Source organism: Klebsiella sp. RIT-PI-d (genome assembly GCF_001187865.1).
Classification (GTDB): domain Bacteria; phylum Pseudomonadota; class Gammaproteobacteria; order Enterobacterales; family Enterobacteriaceae; genus Superficieibacter.
In genome coordinates this window covers 1,436,902-1,452,587 of record NZ_LGIT01000009.1, presented here as the reverse complement: position 1 = coordinate 1,452,587, position 15,686 = coordinate 1,436,902, and the positions used below count along the sequence as shown (strand labels likewise).

The window sequence follows — 15,686 nt, the reverse complement described above, 5'->3', positions numbered from 1 at the left end:
AAAAAAAAGCTGGTTAGCAGCCGTTTATGCTGGATAAAAATCGTCGTCAGCAGGAGATGCCAAAAGTTACGTTTCCATAACTGACGGGCATGATGTGAGGTAGCTCACCATAAAAAAGTCGAATGTTGAATAATATATTCATCTGGGTTATCAATTTGTAATCAGACGATTGTTCTTTACTCATGATGGAGTGGATATGCACGTTGTCGTACTGGGAAGTGGCGTGGTGGGCGTAACCAGCGCCTGGTATTTACGTCAGGCCGGGCATGATGTCACGGTTATCGACAGGGCCGCCGGGCCGGCGCTTGAAACCAGCGCCGCTAATGCCGGACAAATCTCCCCTGGCTATGCGGCACCGTGGGCGGCACCCGGCGTTCCGCTAAAGGCCATCAAATGGATGTTCCAGCGTCACGCTCCGCTGGCCGTCTCGCTTGACGGATCGTCGTTCCAGCTAAAATGGATGTGGCAGATGCTGCGCAATTGCGATACGCGCCACTATATGGAAAACAAAGGCCGCATGGTGCGTCTTGCTGAGTACAGCCGCGACTGCCTGAGAACACTGCGTGCCGATACCGGTATTCAGTATGAAGGGCGGCAGGGCGGTACGCTTCAGCTCTTCCGTACCGCGCAGCAGTATGAAAATGCGGCGCGCGATATTGCGGTGCTGAAAGACGCCGGCGTCCCGTATCAGCTGCTGGAAGCCCGCGATCTGGCGCAGATAGAACCTGCGTTGGGTGGCGTATCGCACCGTCTTACCGGCGGACTACGGCTTCCTAACGACGAAACCGGTGATTGTCAGCTTTTCAGTCAGCGGCTGGCTGAGATGGCTGAGCAGGCGGGCGTGGTTTTTCGCTATAACATGTCGGTCGATCGCCTGTTGTATGAGAGCAATAAAATTTACGGCGTGAAATGTGGCGACAATATTATCAAGGCCGACGCGTACGTGATGGCGTTTGGCTCTTACTCCACTACGATGTTAAAGGGGCTGATGGATATCCCGGTGTATCCTCTGAAGGGCTACTCGCTGACCATCCCAATTGATGACGAGAGCGGTGCACCCGTTTCGACTATTCTGGATGAAACCTACAAAATTGCCATTACGCGCTTTGAGCAGCGTATCCGCGTTGGCGGCATGGCGGAGATCGTCGGTTTTAATACCCGGCTCTTACCCCCGCGCCGCGAAACCCTCGAAATGGTCGTCCGCGATCTGTTTCCTCGCGGCGGGCACGTTGAGCAGGCAACGTTCTGGACCGGCCTGCGGCCGATGACGCCGGACGGTACGCCGATTGTCGGACGCACGCCGTTTAAAAATCTGTGGCTGAATACCGGTCACGGCACGCTGGGATGGACAATGGCCTGCGGCTCCGGCCAGCTCATCAGCGATCTTATTTCCGGACGCACGCCGGCTATTCCCTTTGACGATTTGGGCGTCGCACGCTACAGCGCGGGCTTCAGACCGTCAACGCCCGCGCATTTGCACGGCGCACACTCATAAGGAGTTGTTATGTCCCGACCTGTCCACGCCACGGTGGATCTTAACGCCCTGCGGCAGAATCTGCTGATTATCCGCCGGGCTGCGCCGCAGTCGCGCGTCTGGTCAGTGGTTAAAGCCAACGCATACGGACACGGGCTGGATCGGATCTGGGGCGCGTTAAACGCCACGGACGGGTTTGCGCTGTTAAATCTGGAAGAGGCCATTCTGTTACGTGAGCGCGGCTGGAAGGGGCCCATTCTGATGCTCGAGGGCTTTTTTCATGCAGATGAGCTGGAGCTGTTTGATAAATACCGGCTCACCACCAGCGTTCACAGCAACTGGCAAATTAAAGCGATTCAAACGGCGCGGCTTCATGCGCCGCTGGATATCTATCTGAAGATCAACAGCGGTATGAATCGCCTCGGCTTTATGCCGGATCGTATTTACAGTGTGTGTCAGCAGCTGCGCGCCCTGCGCAATGTCGGTAGTCTGACGCTGATGTCGCATTTTGCTAACGCCGATAAGCCAGACGGGATCGACGACGCCATGCAGCGAATTGAGCAGGCGGCAGAAGGCATTGATGCGCCGCGCTCATTGTCGAATTCAGCGGCGACGTTATGGCATCCGCAGGCGCATTTTGACTGGGTACGGCCGGGGATCGTGCTGTACGGAGCATCGCCCTCCGGACACTGGCAGGATATTGCTAATAGCGGGCTTAAACCGGTTATGACCCTGCGCAGTGAAATCATCGGTATTCAAAATTTGCGGGCCGGAGAGACCGTTGGCTACGGTAGCCGCTATCGCGCAGGCGGCGAACAGCGGATAGGGATTGTGGCCTGTGGCTATGCCGACGGATATCCGCGTCATGCCCCGAACGACACGCCGGTAATGGTGGATGGCGTGCGTACCCGGGTGATTGGCACCATTTCTATGGATATGCTGACTGTCGATCTTACGCCGTGCCCGCAGGCCGGAATTGGATCATCGGTCGAACTGTGGGGACAGGAGATTAAGATCGATGATGTGGCACGTGCAGCAGGCACCGTGGGCTATGAATTAATGTGCGCCCTGGCGCCGCGCGTGCCTGTAGTGACAGTGTAACGTTTAACATCTGTGCCTTTTGCCCGGTGGCGCTACGCTTACCGGGTCTGGAGGTCAGATCGGTTCTATATGTTAAGTCCAGCGCCGGTATACGCGCGCTACTCGACATCATCCTCTGCCACGCGCACACCCACCTTGCGCACGTCATTATCCTCTTTTTCCGCGACTGTCCATACCATTCCGGCGAACTCAACCTGGTCGCCGACCACCGGAGCAGCACCTAACAGATGCTGCACAATTTCGCCCAGCGATTGCTGACTGTCGCGAAACGCTTCCCCGCCTTCAAGACCATAAATCACGGCTACGTCGGCAAATTTAGCGCTGGCCTCCAGAATAAAGTCGCCGAAGAAGCGTTGGTCAAGCGACACCGGTGGAGACTGGCTGAACAGTTTACCCAGCGCCGGGAGATCGCGCTCGCGACCGATCACGCACAGCACATCGTTCTCGCGAAGACGCGTGCTGCCGGTCGGGTGTAACAGCGCATTATCACGAAACAGCGCGGCAATGCGGGTTTCACGTGGCATATGCAGATCGCGCAGCGCAGCCCCGACGCACCACTGATCGGCGCTAAGCTGATAAATAAACTGCTCCCACGGGTTATCCGGATGAATATCCAGCCCAATCCGGGAGCCGGGACGACCAACCGGCGGCACCACCACTTTGGCTTTTTTTGCCGCCCAGCCGAGGGAGGTCCCCTGGAGCAGCAGCGAAATCAACACTACGAAAAAGGCCACATTAAAGAATAATCGGGCGTTTTCCAGCCCGGCCATCATCGGGAATACCGCCAGGATAATCGGCACCGCGCCGCGCAGGCCGACCCAACTGATAAAAATACGCTCGCGCAGATTGAATCCGCGAAACGGCAGCAGGGCGGCAAACACTGATAGCGGACGGGCAATGAAAATCATCCATGCCGACAGCACCAGCGCCAGCGCAGCAATCGGCAGCAGATCCGAGGGCGTAACCAGCAGGCCCAGCACCAGGAACATGCCAATCTGCGATAGCCACGCAAGGCCATCAAAGTTTTGCAGAATGCCAAAGCGATTGCGAATAGGGTGATTACCCAGCCAGAAGCCGCACAGGTAGACCGCCAGAATGCCGCTGCCATCAAGTGAGGTGGTCAGGGCGAAAACCAGTATGCCTCCGCTCAGCGCCAGCAGCGGATAGAGCCCGGCGGGCAGAACGATGCGGTTAATCATCTGCTGTAGCAGATAGCCTCCAAACAGGCCAATCGCGATGCCCAGTCCGAACTGCTGAATAATGTGTACCACAAATAGCCAGCTCAGCCCGGTTTCATGCTGCTGGATCATCTCTATCAAGGTGATGGTCAGGAATACCGCCATCGGATCGTTGCTACCGGATTCAATCTCAAGCGTCGACCCCACGCGTTCGTTAAGCCCTTTACCGCCCAGCAGAGAGAAGACTGCTGCCGCGTCGGTCGAACCGACAATGGCGCCAATCAGCAGACCTTCGATCACATTCAGGTTAAAGAGCCACGCGGCCATCATGCCGGTTAATGCGGAGGTGATTAGCACGCCTATTGTTGCCAGCGACAGGGCCGGACCCAGCGCGACGCGGAATGAGCTGGCCTGGGTGCGCATCCCGCCGTCCAGCAGGATCACCGCCAGCGCCAGGTTACTGATCAGGTACGCCAGCGGATAGTTATCAAATGGAATACCACCGATGCCATCGACACCTGCCAGCATGCCGATAGCCAAAAAAATAACCAGGATTGGAATACCAAGACGCGACGAAAATGAACTTAATAAAATGCTACTGGTGATTAACACCGAACCCAGAATAAACAGACTAATTATCGCCGTGGCGTCCAAAGTTCACGTACTCCTCATCTTCGTGAATGATCTTTACAAAAAGTTACCATAATTACGCTACGTTGATGGGACTAATACGTGCCTTATAGGGATTTTTTTTACTGTCTCATGACCGGGTGACCACTGATGGTGAGCGCCGAACGATGGCCAGTATGAAGTAATGTTGCCTGCGCCCCGAGCGGCAGGGTGACGGTACGCGGCTCATGACCAAAATCCAGCCCGCTAATCACCGGTACGTCAAGGCGCGAGCGCAGGTAGTCACACATTACGTCAAGATCGTACCCTGCATCATAGTCGTTGGCCGCCACGCCGCTAAAGCTGCCGAGCACAATAGCCTGCTGGCGGTTAAGCAGCCCGGCGTAATGAAGTTGCAGCAGCATACGCTCAACGCGGAACGGATGTTCGTTGATGTCTTCGACGACCAGAATACCGTTGTCGATAGTCGGAAGCCATGGCGTGCCGATGAGCGAAACCAGCATTGCCAGGTTGCCGCCCCATAGCGTACCGGTGGCGCGGCAGGCCGGACCATTACCTTGCCATTCGAGGGTAAATTCCGGCTCGCGCAGAGCCTGCCAGAAATGATGCTCCGTAAATTCATCCAGCGTGTCCGCGCCAAAATTACCGGCCAGCATCGGGCCGCTAAAGGTAATGATGTTGCCGGTAGCCAACAGCCCCATCTGGATAGCCGTAAAATCACTGTGGCCGCAAATCAACAGCGGGTCCTGCTGCTGGCGCTTGACCAGCGCCGGCCAGTCAATCTCTGCCAGCAGGCGACTGGCACCGTAGCCGCCGCGCACCGCCAGCACAATCCGATCGGCGCCAGCGAGTGTCGCCAGGCCGTTAATCTCCGCCAGCCGGGCCTGCTCGCTTCCGGCAAATCGCTGGTCGCGGCGCAAGATAGCGTCACGGTTTTCCACCACGTGCCCGGCGGCTTCAAGGCGTTCAACGCCGCGCGCCGCGGCAATCTGGTTAATGCAATAGCCGGACGGGGCAACAAGATGAATCAGAGACATGGCATTTCCTTGCTGGGAATGAAACGGTTATCATGCATTTAACCCCCACCGTTGTCATCCGCAGCGGCAGATCTCAGGTTTAAAAGGATTGATGCGTGAAATTAAGATGGTTTGCTTTTCTGATTGTATTACTGGCCGGATGTTCGTCAAAAAAAGAGTATACCAACCCGCCGTGGAACCCTGAAGTTCCGGTAAAACGCGCAATGCAGTGGATGCCAATAAGTCAGAAAGCGGGCGCGGCGTGGGGCGTCAGTCCGCGGCTTATCACCGCGATCATCGCCATTGAGTCCGGGGGGAATCCAACGGTTGTCAGCAAATCGAATGCCGTAGGATTAATGCAGCTTAAAGCCTCAACGTCGGGGCGCGATGTCTATCGCCACATGGGCTGGCGCGGAGAGCCATCGACCAGCGAGCTGAAAAATCCGGAACGGAATATCTCTATGGGCACCGCCTATTTGAGCATTCTGGAACACGGGTCGCTGGCGGGGATCCAGGATCCTGTCATCATGCAGTACGCGCTGGTGGTGTCGTATGCCAACGGGGCAGGCGCATTATTAAGAACCTTCTCCTCTAACCGCAAAGAAGCGATCAAGAAGATTAACGCGCTAAGCCCGGATGAATTTGTTGAGCACGTAGCCGATAACCATCCTGCACCGCAGGCCCCGCGCTATATCTGGAAAGTTCAGAAAGCCATGGACGCCATGTAATCAGCGCACTTTTTTGGCGCGTTCGCGCGCCTCGCGCTCCAGCGAGAAGATGATCCGCTGCAGTTCGCGCTCCGCCGCTGGGCTGACGTTAAGAAAACGAAAACTCAGGCGTGGCGTGCTGATAGTCTCATTTTTACCGTCCACTACTTTGCGCTCGGTGATGGCAATCAGCTGAACGTCAAAATGAAAACGTCCCCATTCGCCCATATCCAGTTCAATCTGCGACAAACGCGTTCCCGGCTGTAACAGCTGTGGTGGCGCATTTTCCATCAGCGCGCCCAGCCCGCCCAGCGACAGGTCATATAGCCGAAAGCGAATTGCACTTTTATCAGCCAGTTTTGCATGACAGAAGTAGGCCGGATGCAGCGGAGCATTGATGCGGAAATATTCCCGGCGCTGGAGAAACCACAGCGTTGACGGCAGAGGGGTCACAAATGCCGGAAGCTGTTGCCAGCTGACGCTTTGCAGTGAGGGCAGATGAAATTCAACCTTAGCGCCCTGTGTCTCGGCGGTGATCTCAATATTCTGTGCGCGCTGGACGGCGCTGTTTTCATAACCCTGGCTGCCAAAATCAATAACCAGCTGCTCCTGAGTTACATCCAGAATACGGCTGATAAACTGCCCCGACGCCCAGCATACGCGGATCGGAATTTGCTGTTTATGCAGATCGCGCAGGACGCCGAGCACCGCCAGCGGGCTTTGTTTAAGAAACTGTTCACTGTATTGCGTCACGCCGAAAGGTTCCCTGATGATATTCCTTTGCTGAAGTATCGGCGGCTGGCGGCAGAACTTCATAGCAGAGCGTGGTTTTTTTGCCAGTGAGAAAAATTTTCTCCGGCGCCGCACATTTACCAGGATTTACCTATACTTGAAACGTTAGTGCAGGGGAACAACGCCTGCTTTTTGTGTGACTTACAGGAGGATGGACTGATGGGTATTATTGCCTGGATCGTATTTGGACTTATTGCAGGTATTATTGCCAAGCTGATCATGCCGGGACGCGACGGGGGTGGATTTTTTCTGACCTGTATCCTGGGGATTATTGGTGCGGTAGTAGGTGGCTGGCTGAGTACGCTGTTTGGGATCGGTGGCCCGGTAAGCGGCTTTAACTTCGGCAGCTTCATGGTCGCGGTAGTGGGCGCCATTGTGGTACTGGCGATCTTCCGAATGGTACGCCGGTAACCCGTAGTCATGTTTTTGCCGGGCAGCAGATGCTGCCCGGCACGATTATCAGAAGTCGTAACCCACTGTCGCTATCACGCTTCGTTCAGCGCCCACATAACAGTTTCCTGTCCCGTAGCAGCCCGCCACATAATCACGATCGGTCAAATTGTTCGCATTAACCTGAACAAACGCCCCTTTTAACGATGGTGTCCACGCGCCCAGATCGGCCCGCACGGAGGCATCCAGCAACGTTGTTGACGGTAAACGCTCGGTGTTGCGATCGTCAGCCCACTGCTTGCCAATATAGCGCACGCCGGTGCCGACACTTATTCCATCGGTGATCCGATAGTGCGCCCATAACGAGGCCATCTGATCCGGTGTCAGCTGCGGCGTATTGCCATCATTACCGTCCAGTGAATCCTGGAAGCGCAGACGGTTCCAGCTATAAGAGGCGATAGTGCTCAGTTCCGGCGTAATTTGATTACGCGCTTCCAGCTCTACGCCCTGCGAATGGACTTTGCCCGCGGGAATAAAGGTGGCCGTGGCGATGTTAATATCGCGCGTTGCCACATCCTTCTGCGTCAAATCATACATGGCCACGCTATACATATCGGCAGTGCCCGGCGGCTGGAATTTAATCCCCGCTTCATACTGCTCGGCAGTGGTCGGTTTTAACAGCTTCCCGTTCGCCCCGGCAAGCGTTGCCGGCGTAATGGCTTCACTGTAGCTGATATAGGGTGATAATCCGTTTTCAAAGGCATAAAGCAGCGAGGCGCGGGTGCTGACATGATCGTCCGAGCGGCGGTTTTTAGTATCAAACGTATCGCTGACCTGCTCAGAGACCAGACGATCGAAACGGCCGGAGAGATCCAAATGCCAGCGGTTCCAGACCATTTCATCCTGGAGATAAACGCCAGTCTGATAGTAGCGACGGTTGTTATAGTCGCTGTAGGTCACGGTATGGCCGGTCTGCAGCGTATAGCCGGTAAATGGATCGAGCATGGCGGCAGAGCCGGCACCGGTCCATAAATCATTGCGGAAACGATGATATTCGCCGCCCAGCACCAGGGTATGCGCAACATCGCCGGTTGCGAAATCGGCCTGCACGCGGTTATCCGTAGACCACGCATCCAGCGAACCGCGCGAACCACTGTAGCCGCGCGCCAGGTTATCGGAGCCGTCAATCCAGCCAACCTGATACACCTGATCCAGCGACACGTTGGAGTGGGTATAGCTGCCGCTGGAGTGTACTGACCAGATATCATCGAACTGATGATCGAATTCGATACTGTAAATCTGCTCGCGACGCTTATAGCCATCACCCGGATCGCCTTCATTGGTGTCTGTCGACAGCTTACGACCGTTGTGGGCATAGCGCGTTCCCTCCAGCGGCAGGGAACCGTGATAGCCACCGGACGGATCTTTTTGCAGGTACGCGCGCAGCAGCAGGCTGGTGTCGGTATCCGGCTGCCAGAGCAGGGAAGGTGAGATCGCATAGCGTTCTTCACGGGTATTGTCGTACTGGGTATCACTGGTGCGGGTCATGCCGATAATGCGCCACGCCCACTGATCGTTAATGGCGTCGGTAAAATCAAACGCGCCGCCTTTGGTATTCTGGGTGCCGCCGCTGAGGCGAACATGTCCCTGCGGGGTAAACTGTGGACGTTTAGAGGTCAAATTCACCAGTCCGCCCGGTACGCTCTGACCGTACAGCGCGGATGACGGGCCTTTTACCACGTCCACGCGTTCGATAAACCACGGATCGATCTGAATGACGTTATGGCTGCCGCCGTCGCTCATCAGGCGCATACCGTCGAGGAACAGGTTGTCCACGTCGCCGCCGTGGAAACCGCGCAGCGACACGGTGTCAAAACGGGTCGCACCGCCGCTAAAGTTGGAATAAACCCCCGGGGTATAATTCAGGGCCTGACTGATGGTATTCGCGCCTTGATCGTCCATTTGCTGGCGGGTGACTACCGAAACCGACTGTGCGGTGGTGATCAGCGGTTTATCGGTTTTGGTCGCGCCGCGTGAGGTTTTAGCCGTATAGCCTTCGGTCGGGGTGAGGGCAGAGTCAGCAGGTGCGGCAGTCACCACCACCGTTTCTTCTGCCAGCGCAAAATGAGGAAGCGCCAGCGCGAGTGCGCAGGCCAGCGTGGAGCGTTTAGCCATCAATCGGGTCATCGCAAATTCCGGAGTTATGTAAAAGTGTAAGCAGGAAATGCGAATTATTATTGTTATCGTTTTTATATTCAAGCGATTTGCGCGGATAAATCCCTGCCAAATCAAAGGACTCAGCGGTTAAGTACGCATCAGGAAAGGAATATTTACGACACAAGCGCTACCCCACTACCAGAATGGGTAGTGGGGTACACAGGTTACTGCGCCTGTTTTGTGCTTACTGCATCATCGTTTGCCGCATCCGGACGGGTGGCAGGCACGTTATCGCAGGGTTTTTCTTTTGGACAGACGCGATCCAGCATTTTCAGGGTGACCCCGTTAGTCCAGCCAAATCCGTCCTGAAGAGGATATTCTCCGCCGCCACCGCCGGTTCCGGTTGAGCTGACGTCGTATTTCTCGACCAGCTTTTTCTCCCGGTCATACGTATGCTGCACATTGGTCAGGAAGCGCCAGGTGACGTCCATCGCCACTTTATGATGACCGTAATTTTGCAGGCCTTCGGCCGCTACCCACTGCAATGGTGCCCAGCCGTTCGGCGCATCCCACTGCTGACCGGTGTTAACCGTGGTGGTAGTGATGCCGCCGGGTTTGAGTAACTGTGAGGCGGTGACCGCCGCCACTTTGTCGGCCCGATCTCGCGCGGCGGCATTGACGTACAGCGGGAACAGGGCCGCCGCCGTCAACTGACTGCGCACTTTTTTCGTTTTCAGATCATAATCGGCGTACCAGCCTTGTTTATCATTCCACAGCCAGGTTTCCATTGCCCGCTGACGTGCGCTGGCTTCGGCATCATACTGACTGGCCTTCGCCTCGTCGCCTGCCGCTTTACTGGCACGGGCCAGCACTTTCTCCATTTTGAACATCAGCGAGTTTAAGTCCACCGGCACGATGCTGGTGGTGCGCAGGCTGCCGAGCTGATGAGGATCGTCCATCCAGCGCGAGCTGAAATCCCAGCCGGAGGCGGCACCGGCGCGCAGGTCACGATACACCTCGGTCGCCGGGCGATTTGGCGTATTTTTAGCGGTCGTCACATCGTCGAGCCAGGACTCAGTACGCGGCGCATCACGCTCATCCCAGTAGCGGTTAAGCAGCGCGCCATCATCAAGTTTCACCACCCGCTTATTGCCTTGTCCTGCGGTCAGTGAACTCGCGCCATCCATCCAGTAGTTATGTTCTTTCTCAAGCTGGGGCAAATATTTTTTTAACACCTCATCACCATTGTGATCGGCCAGCAGCTCGACCATAAAAGCGAAGAAAGGCGGCTGTGAACGGCTGAGATAGTAGCTGCGGTTACCGTTAGGAATATGGCCAAAGGTGTCAATTTCCCAGGCGAAGTTGGCAATCATGTCTTCAATCTTGTCCCAGTGCCCGCTCTCTGCCAGACCCAGCATGGTGAAATAACTGTCCCAGTAGTAGATCTCGCGAAAGCGCCCGCCGGGCACCACGTAAGATTCAGGCAGCGGAAGCAACGAATCCCATTTACTTGCGCGATCGGTGGTGCGGGTCAGCACCGGCCACAGGCCATCAATATGCGCGCGCAGGCTCTGACCCGCGGGCGGAACATACTTTTCGCCTTCGCCAGGCAGGGTAAAGTTCAGATCAACAAAACGGCGCAAATCAAAACCGCGCTGGCCGCGCTGCATCCGATAGTCGGCGAGGATCATCAGCGGATCGCCTTTTGGCACCGCATCGGCAAAGGTTTTCTGATCGGGGAACAGTTTGGCACTCTGTACGTCGGTAAACAGCGGGCCGAGCAGGACATCAGGCGGCTGTTTAAGGGCATCGTCAGCCAGTGCAGAACCGGCGGTAAAAAGCAGGGTGCTGAGCGCAATGTTCAGCGCCAGCACGCGAGGGCGGCGCATAGCAGGTATTATCATCGATTATTCTCCTTAAGACAGGTATATCAGCGCAACCGCTGCATCAACCTTCTGAAAACCTTAGACGAATATCGGCCCCTGCGAGTGATGAATGTGGCATTTTGCGGTACAACAGACATTTTCGCTTCACCAGATGCCACCGCAACTTAGCGACCGGCGGTTTTTCTTCCCCGACGATGGCGTACCGCCGCGCCGCCTTCCCAGAAGACCACCCGCTGCTGTAGCCAGCGCACAGTCTGCGCCCCGCAGAGACCCAGCAGCGCCAGCAGAACAACGCCGGAAAACATCGCCGACAGGTTCATGCTGACCGAGCTTGAGGCGATGAGATACCCCAGTCCGCTTTGGGCTGAAAGAAATTCCGCCACTACCGCGCCGATCAGCGCCAGCGCCACGCCAATTTGCAGCCCGGCGAAAATCTCACCTGCGGCCGAGGGCAGTTTGACGTGAAACAGCAGCCAGCGCGGTGACGCTGAAAATGCCCTGCAGGCGTCGAGTAACTCTGCATCGGTACGGCGAATACCGTTTACCGTATTCACAAATAGCGGGAAAAAGCAGACCAGCGACACCAGCACGACTTTTGACAGCATCCCAAAACCGAACCACACCAGAATAATGGGCCCCAGCGCCACTTTCGGTGTTGCCTGTAGGGCGACCAGTAGCGGGTAGATAAACTGCTCAAAGGTGCGCGACTGTGCCAGCGCGATGCCAAGAATAATCGCCAGCAGGCTGCCAATGACATACCCACTCAGGGTTTCACTTAGCGTGGTGGCAATGTGCGGCCACAGGCTGCCATCGCGAAAACCGGTCAGCAACGCCTGCCAGACCGCAGCCGGGGAGGGCAGCAGATAGTCCGGAATAGCGAAAATGCGTACACAGCCGTCCCAGATAACCAGCAGAACGGCCAGACTAATAAAAGGATACAGATGCGGTAAAAATCTACGCATGGGTAAAGTACCTCCGTAAATGCTGGCACAGGGCCATAAACTGCGGATCGCCGAGGGTCTGTGACGTGCGGGGGCGCGCCAGAGGGACAGGCAGCTCCTCAATGATGCGGCCCGGGCGCGGTGACATCACCAGCACCCGGTCGGCCAGAAACACTGCTTCCTGGATACTATGAGTAATAAACAGTACCGACTTACGCTGCTGCCCCCAGATGCGCTGAAGCTCAAGCGTCAGCGCTTCCCGCGACAGCGCATCCAGTGCGGCAAACGGTTCGTCCATCAATAACAACTGCGGATCGTGGAGCAGCATGCGGGCAATGCCAACGCGCTGCTGCATCCCGCCCGACAGCTCAAAAGGATAATCGGTGGCAAAATCAGCCAACCCTACCAGCTCCAGCATTTGCCGGGCGCGGACGCTGGCTGCGGCACGCGGCATTCCCAGCGTACGGGCCGGCAGCAGAACATTTTCGAGAACGCTCTTCCACGGCAGCAGATTCGGCTTTTGAAACACCACCCCCGCGTCACGACCCGGACCGTTAACCGGCTGGGCGGCCAGCAGAACCTCCCCGCGAGTGGCGTGCATCAGGCCCGCTGCCAGCTTTAATACGGTGGATTTTCCGCAGCCGGAAGGCCCCAGTAGTGCGACAAATTCACCTGCGCCAACCTGTAAATCGACACCGTCGAGGGCGTCAATTTCGCCCCGGCGGGTCGCATAGGTTAGCCCGACGCCACGCAGTTCCAGCGCTATACTCATGTTTGCTCCTGATGTGCGCCAACCGCTGCCGTAAGGAATGTCAGCACCTGTTGCCAGCTCAGCCGATTGGCGCGGGCATTGGCTACAGGCGTACCGCCGCCGTCGATGATCACCCCGGCAACCGGGTGTACTTTGGCAATATCCGTGGTGGGAACGAATGGAAAGCCGATAGCGTGGCCGCTCCCTTCATTGCGCTGATGCACGACCGGCCAGCGGTGCTGGCGATCGCTCAGGTCGGCCGCGATCCGCGAGCAGTAATCGGTGGAGGGCCAGAATCCGTCGTCGGTTGCTGAAATTAACAGCACCGGCCCGGCAATGCGCTCTACCGGAATACGCGCCGCCGCCAGGCTGTCTGCATCGCGTTCGACATTAACGAACGCCGGGGCCTGGCGAATAGGTACGCCCGCACGCGCCGGATGGTCAAAGGCATGCCAGTCGGCGCAGGGATTATCCTGCCAGATATTACGCAGCGGCTGTCCACGCCAGGTCCAGGCCGGGGCATCGCGGGGTTCGTCAGGGCGTCCGGCCCGCAGCGTGCCGTGGATCACGGCGCTGGGGACGTAGCCAATCACCGCAGAGACGCGCTCCGGAAAGGTGGCGCCCAGCAGCAGGGCCAGCTCGCCGCCGCGTGAATGACCGGCCACCGCCACAAACCCGTGGCGCGGGTGCAGCGTCTGATGAACCCAGTCGAGGGCGGTTGAAAAATATTCCAGCGGCGTAGCGGAAATAGTCTCAGGACGTCCCGGGGCCTTAAAGTAAGCCAGCGCGAACGCCAGATAACCATGCGCGGCCAGCAGCGCCGCACGCTGCCCGGGCGTACCGCCACCGGAGCCATTCAATACAATAACGGCCGGATGCGGGCCTTCCCCGGCAGGAATAAACAGCGTGCCGGACAGGCCGTGCTCCCGTACCTCACGGCAGGTTACGCCGTCAGCGAGAAACCGCTGCGTGATGTGGGCCCGGGCCGTCTGACCCGCCGCGTCAACGATTTCAAGCTCTGTCCGACGCGGTTGCAGAGAATCGCTCAGCGCAGCGTCAACCGGCGGTGTCACCTGGCGCAGTGACCACAGCGCCGCCATTGGCTCATGTGATACGGTATTGTCCGTCAGCGGCGAGGCGTCATTTACCTCGAGGGTGCCGTCATCCGCAATCATAAAACGGGTATGGCTCTGCCAGCGGCTGCCATCTGCCAGCCCCAGCGAGGCACTGAGGTGGGCGATGCCGGGCGCGAGTCCCTGCGCAGACAGACGACGCGGCTGGTCAATCAGCCCGTCAGGTTTATCAACGTAAAGCGTGGCACTCATTTTGCCGCCTCCGCTCTGGCCCGCAGGGCGGTTTTATCAAAATCATCAAAGTCGGCAACAAATTCACGGGAGAAAATTTTCTCAACCGGTACGTTGGCATCGGGGAATTCTCCCGCCTTCGCCATCGCGGTAATTGCCGTGCGAATGACGGCCAGATCGTACTCACCGGGTTTACGGCGGGTGCCATCAGGAGAGTAAAGCGTGCGCTGAAGACGTCTGGTCAGCAGCGTTTTGGCCTCTTCAAATCCTTTGCCATCTGCATTGGCTGGTTTACTTTCAGGGTGTTGTCGCCAGAAGGCCCGCACGCAGTAGCCGGGATTAATTTCGCAGACATACTGCGCTTCGGTGTAGGCCCGGCCAAAACGACGGATCAGATCGGGATTTTCGGTGAAGGTGTCCTGATGGGCAATAAAGCCGTTGCCGGGGGCCTGCTGGAAAACATCCGGATAGGGAATACGGCGGATTTTCGTTCCGGTCAGCTCAAAAATATCTCCCCAGCTATTGTTGTAGTTAAGGGCATCAACCCGATGACTGCGCAGCGCCTGGAAACCGGAGCCGAGGACGCCCACCGCCACAAACTGCACGTTTTTACCCGGCTCCAGCCCGGCGACCCGCAGCGCAGCGCGACTATTGGGCAGGGTGCCCCAGGTCAGCGCACCGACCCCAATGGTTTTTCCTTTTAAATCGGCCAGCGTTTTGATTGGGGAGTCCGCCAGGACCGTATATTCCAGGGTTTGCGCCGGTGTTCCGTTATAGAAATAGCGTAGCGGCAGCGGATTTTTGCCGTTGAAATAGCTGGAGATAACCGGTTCCGCGACCGGATAACCAAAGGTCACGCGTTTACTGGCAACCTGCGGTAACAGCGCGCCTGCACCCTGGAAGACCAGTACTTTCACCGCCAGGTTTTGCTCTTTAAACAGCCCCAGCTCTTCTGCCGCCGCGTACGGCGCACCGTCATGAACGGCGGGAGGAATAGCTAACGCAACGGTGACCTCATCCGGCGTCTGCGCATGGGCAACGCCGCTGAGGCCAACAGTCAGTAATAATGAGGATAAGCGCATACACGATCCTTGACCGGGAGAAAACGGCCAGGTTAGAGCATGACCGGCTTTCACAGAACGAACAATTCTCGCTATCAATATGCGCAAAATGTGTTTGTTGAGCAGCTCATCGGCAAAGCGCCTTTTTCCACCCATCGAAAGCCTGCATCAGGCGAGTGAAAACCCAGCGGCTGGCACGCTGCCGGCCTGCATGGATACTGACCTGGCACCATGTTAACCCTCTGGTATTGATTCAGTGATCAGTACAGCGTGGCGCTGTGAGCATCTCAGCTCAGAC

Annotated in this window: 13 protein-coding genes; 4 read left to right on the top strand and 9 right to left on the bottom strand. The window is 57.0% G+C overall.

All coding sequences use genetic code 11. The features are described from left to right. Window positions 1-196 precede the first annotated feature (196 nt). Complete coding sequence (locus AC791_RS13235) at window positions 197-1,495, top strand: D-amino acid dehydrogenase (protein WP_049840885.1); 1,299 nt, start codon at window positions 197-199, stop codon at window positions 1,493-1,495. Window positions 1,496-1,504: 9 nt separating this feature from the next. Then, window positions 1,505-2,575 carry a catabolic alanine racemase DadX gene (dadX, locus tag AC791_RS13230; RefSeq protein ID WP_049840884.1) on the top strand — a complete coding sequence of 357 codons (1,071 nt, stop codon included), beginning with the start codon at window positions 1,505-1,507 and terminating at the stop codon, window positions 2,573-2,575. A 98-nt stretch (window positions 2,576-2,673) separates the two neighbouring features. Here the strand turns inward: dadX and AC791_RS13225 are convergent, their stop codons facing one another. Together AC791_RS13225 and ldcA are read right to left on the bottom strand one after the other, a co-directional pair. After that, window positions 2,674-4,407 (bottom strand): potassium/proton antiporter, encoded by a 1,734-nt coding sequence (locus tag AC791_RS13225; RefSeq protein ID WP_049840883.1) that lies wholly within the window; start codon window positions 4,405-4,407, stop codon window positions 2,674-2,676. 98 nt (window positions 4,408-4,505) lie between these two features. Then, window positions 4,506-5,420 (bottom strand): muramoyltetrapeptide carboxypeptidase, encoded by a 915-nt coding sequence (gene ldcA / locus AC791_RS13220; RefSeq protein WP_049840882.1) that lies wholly within the window; start codon window positions 5,418-5,420, stop codon window positions 4,506-4,508. A gap of 95 nt (window positions 5,421-5,515) precedes the next feature. Between ldcA and emtA the strand changes: the two genes are divergently transcribed. Further along, window positions 5,516-6,127: a membrane-bound lytic murein transglycosylase EmtA gene (gene emtA / locus AC791_RS13215; protein WP_049840881.1), complete on the top strand. Its 612-nt coding sequence runs from the start codon at window positions 5,516-5,518 to the stop codon at window positions 6,125-6,127. Here emtA and ycgR read toward each other — a convergent pair whose 3' ends face one another. Continuing rightward, window positions 6,128-6,859, bottom strand: coding sequence for a flagellar brake protein YcgR (ycgR, locus tag AC791_RS13210; protein WP_049840880.1), 732 nt, complete (start codon window positions 6,857-6,859; stop codon window positions 6,128-6,130). A gap of 198 nt (window positions 6,860-7,057) precedes the next feature. Here ycgR and AC791_RS13205 point away from each other — a divergent pair, with 198 nt between their 5' ends. After that, complete coding sequence (locus AC791_RS13205; protein WP_049840879.1) at window positions 7,058-7,309, top strand: GlsB/YeaQ/YmgE family stress response membrane protein; 252 nt, start codon at window positions 7,058-7,060, stop codon at window positions 7,307-7,309. 48 nt (window positions 7,310-7,357) lie between these two features. Here AC791_RS13205 and AC791_RS13200 read toward each other — a convergent pair whose 3' ends face one another. From AC791_RS13200 to AC791_RS13175, 6 genes are all read right to left on the bottom strand, one after another. Next, window positions 7,358-9,475, bottom strand: coding sequence for a TonB-dependent siderophore receptor (locus AC791_RS13200; RefSeq protein ID WP_049840878.1), 2,118 nt, complete (start codon window positions 9,473-9,475; stop codon window positions 7,358-7,360). Window positions 9,476-9,669: 194 nt separating this feature from the next. After that, window positions 9,670-11,349: an alpha,alpha-trehalase gene (locus AC791_RS13195; protein ID WP_049840877.1), complete on the bottom strand. Its 1,680-nt coding sequence runs from the start codon at window positions 11,347-11,349 to the stop codon at window positions 9,670-9,672. Between the two features lie 146 nt (window positions 11,350-11,495). After that, entirely contained in the window at window positions 11,496-12,293 is a 798-nt protein-coding gene (locus AC791_RS13190) for an ABC transporter permease (protein ID WP_049840876.1), read from the bottom strand. Then, window positions 12,286-13,044 (bottom strand): ABC transporter ATP-binding protein, encoded by a 759-nt coding sequence (locus tag AC791_RS13185; RefSeq protein WP_049840875.1) that lies wholly within the window; start codon window positions 13,042-13,044, stop codon window positions 12,286-12,288. The genes AC791_RS13190 and AC791_RS13185 overlap by 8 nt, the downstream gene beginning before the upstream one ends. After that, window positions 13,041-14,348, bottom strand: coding sequence for an acyl-CoA thioester hydrolase/BAAT C-terminal domain-containing protein (locus AC791_RS13180; protein WP_049840874.1), 1,308 nt, complete (start codon window positions 14,346-14,348; stop codon window positions 13,041-13,043). The genes AC791_RS13185 and AC791_RS13180 overlap by 4 nt, the downstream gene beginning before the upstream one ends. Further along, window positions 14,345-15,409: an ABC transporter substrate-binding protein gene (locus AC791_RS13175; protein WP_049840873.1), complete on the bottom strand. Its 1,065-nt coding sequence runs from the start codon at window positions 15,407-15,409 to the stop codon at window positions 14,345-14,347. The genes AC791_RS13180 and AC791_RS13175 overlap by 4 nt, the downstream gene beginning before the upstream one ends. Between the last annotated feature and the right edge of the window lie 277 nt (window positions 15,410-15,686).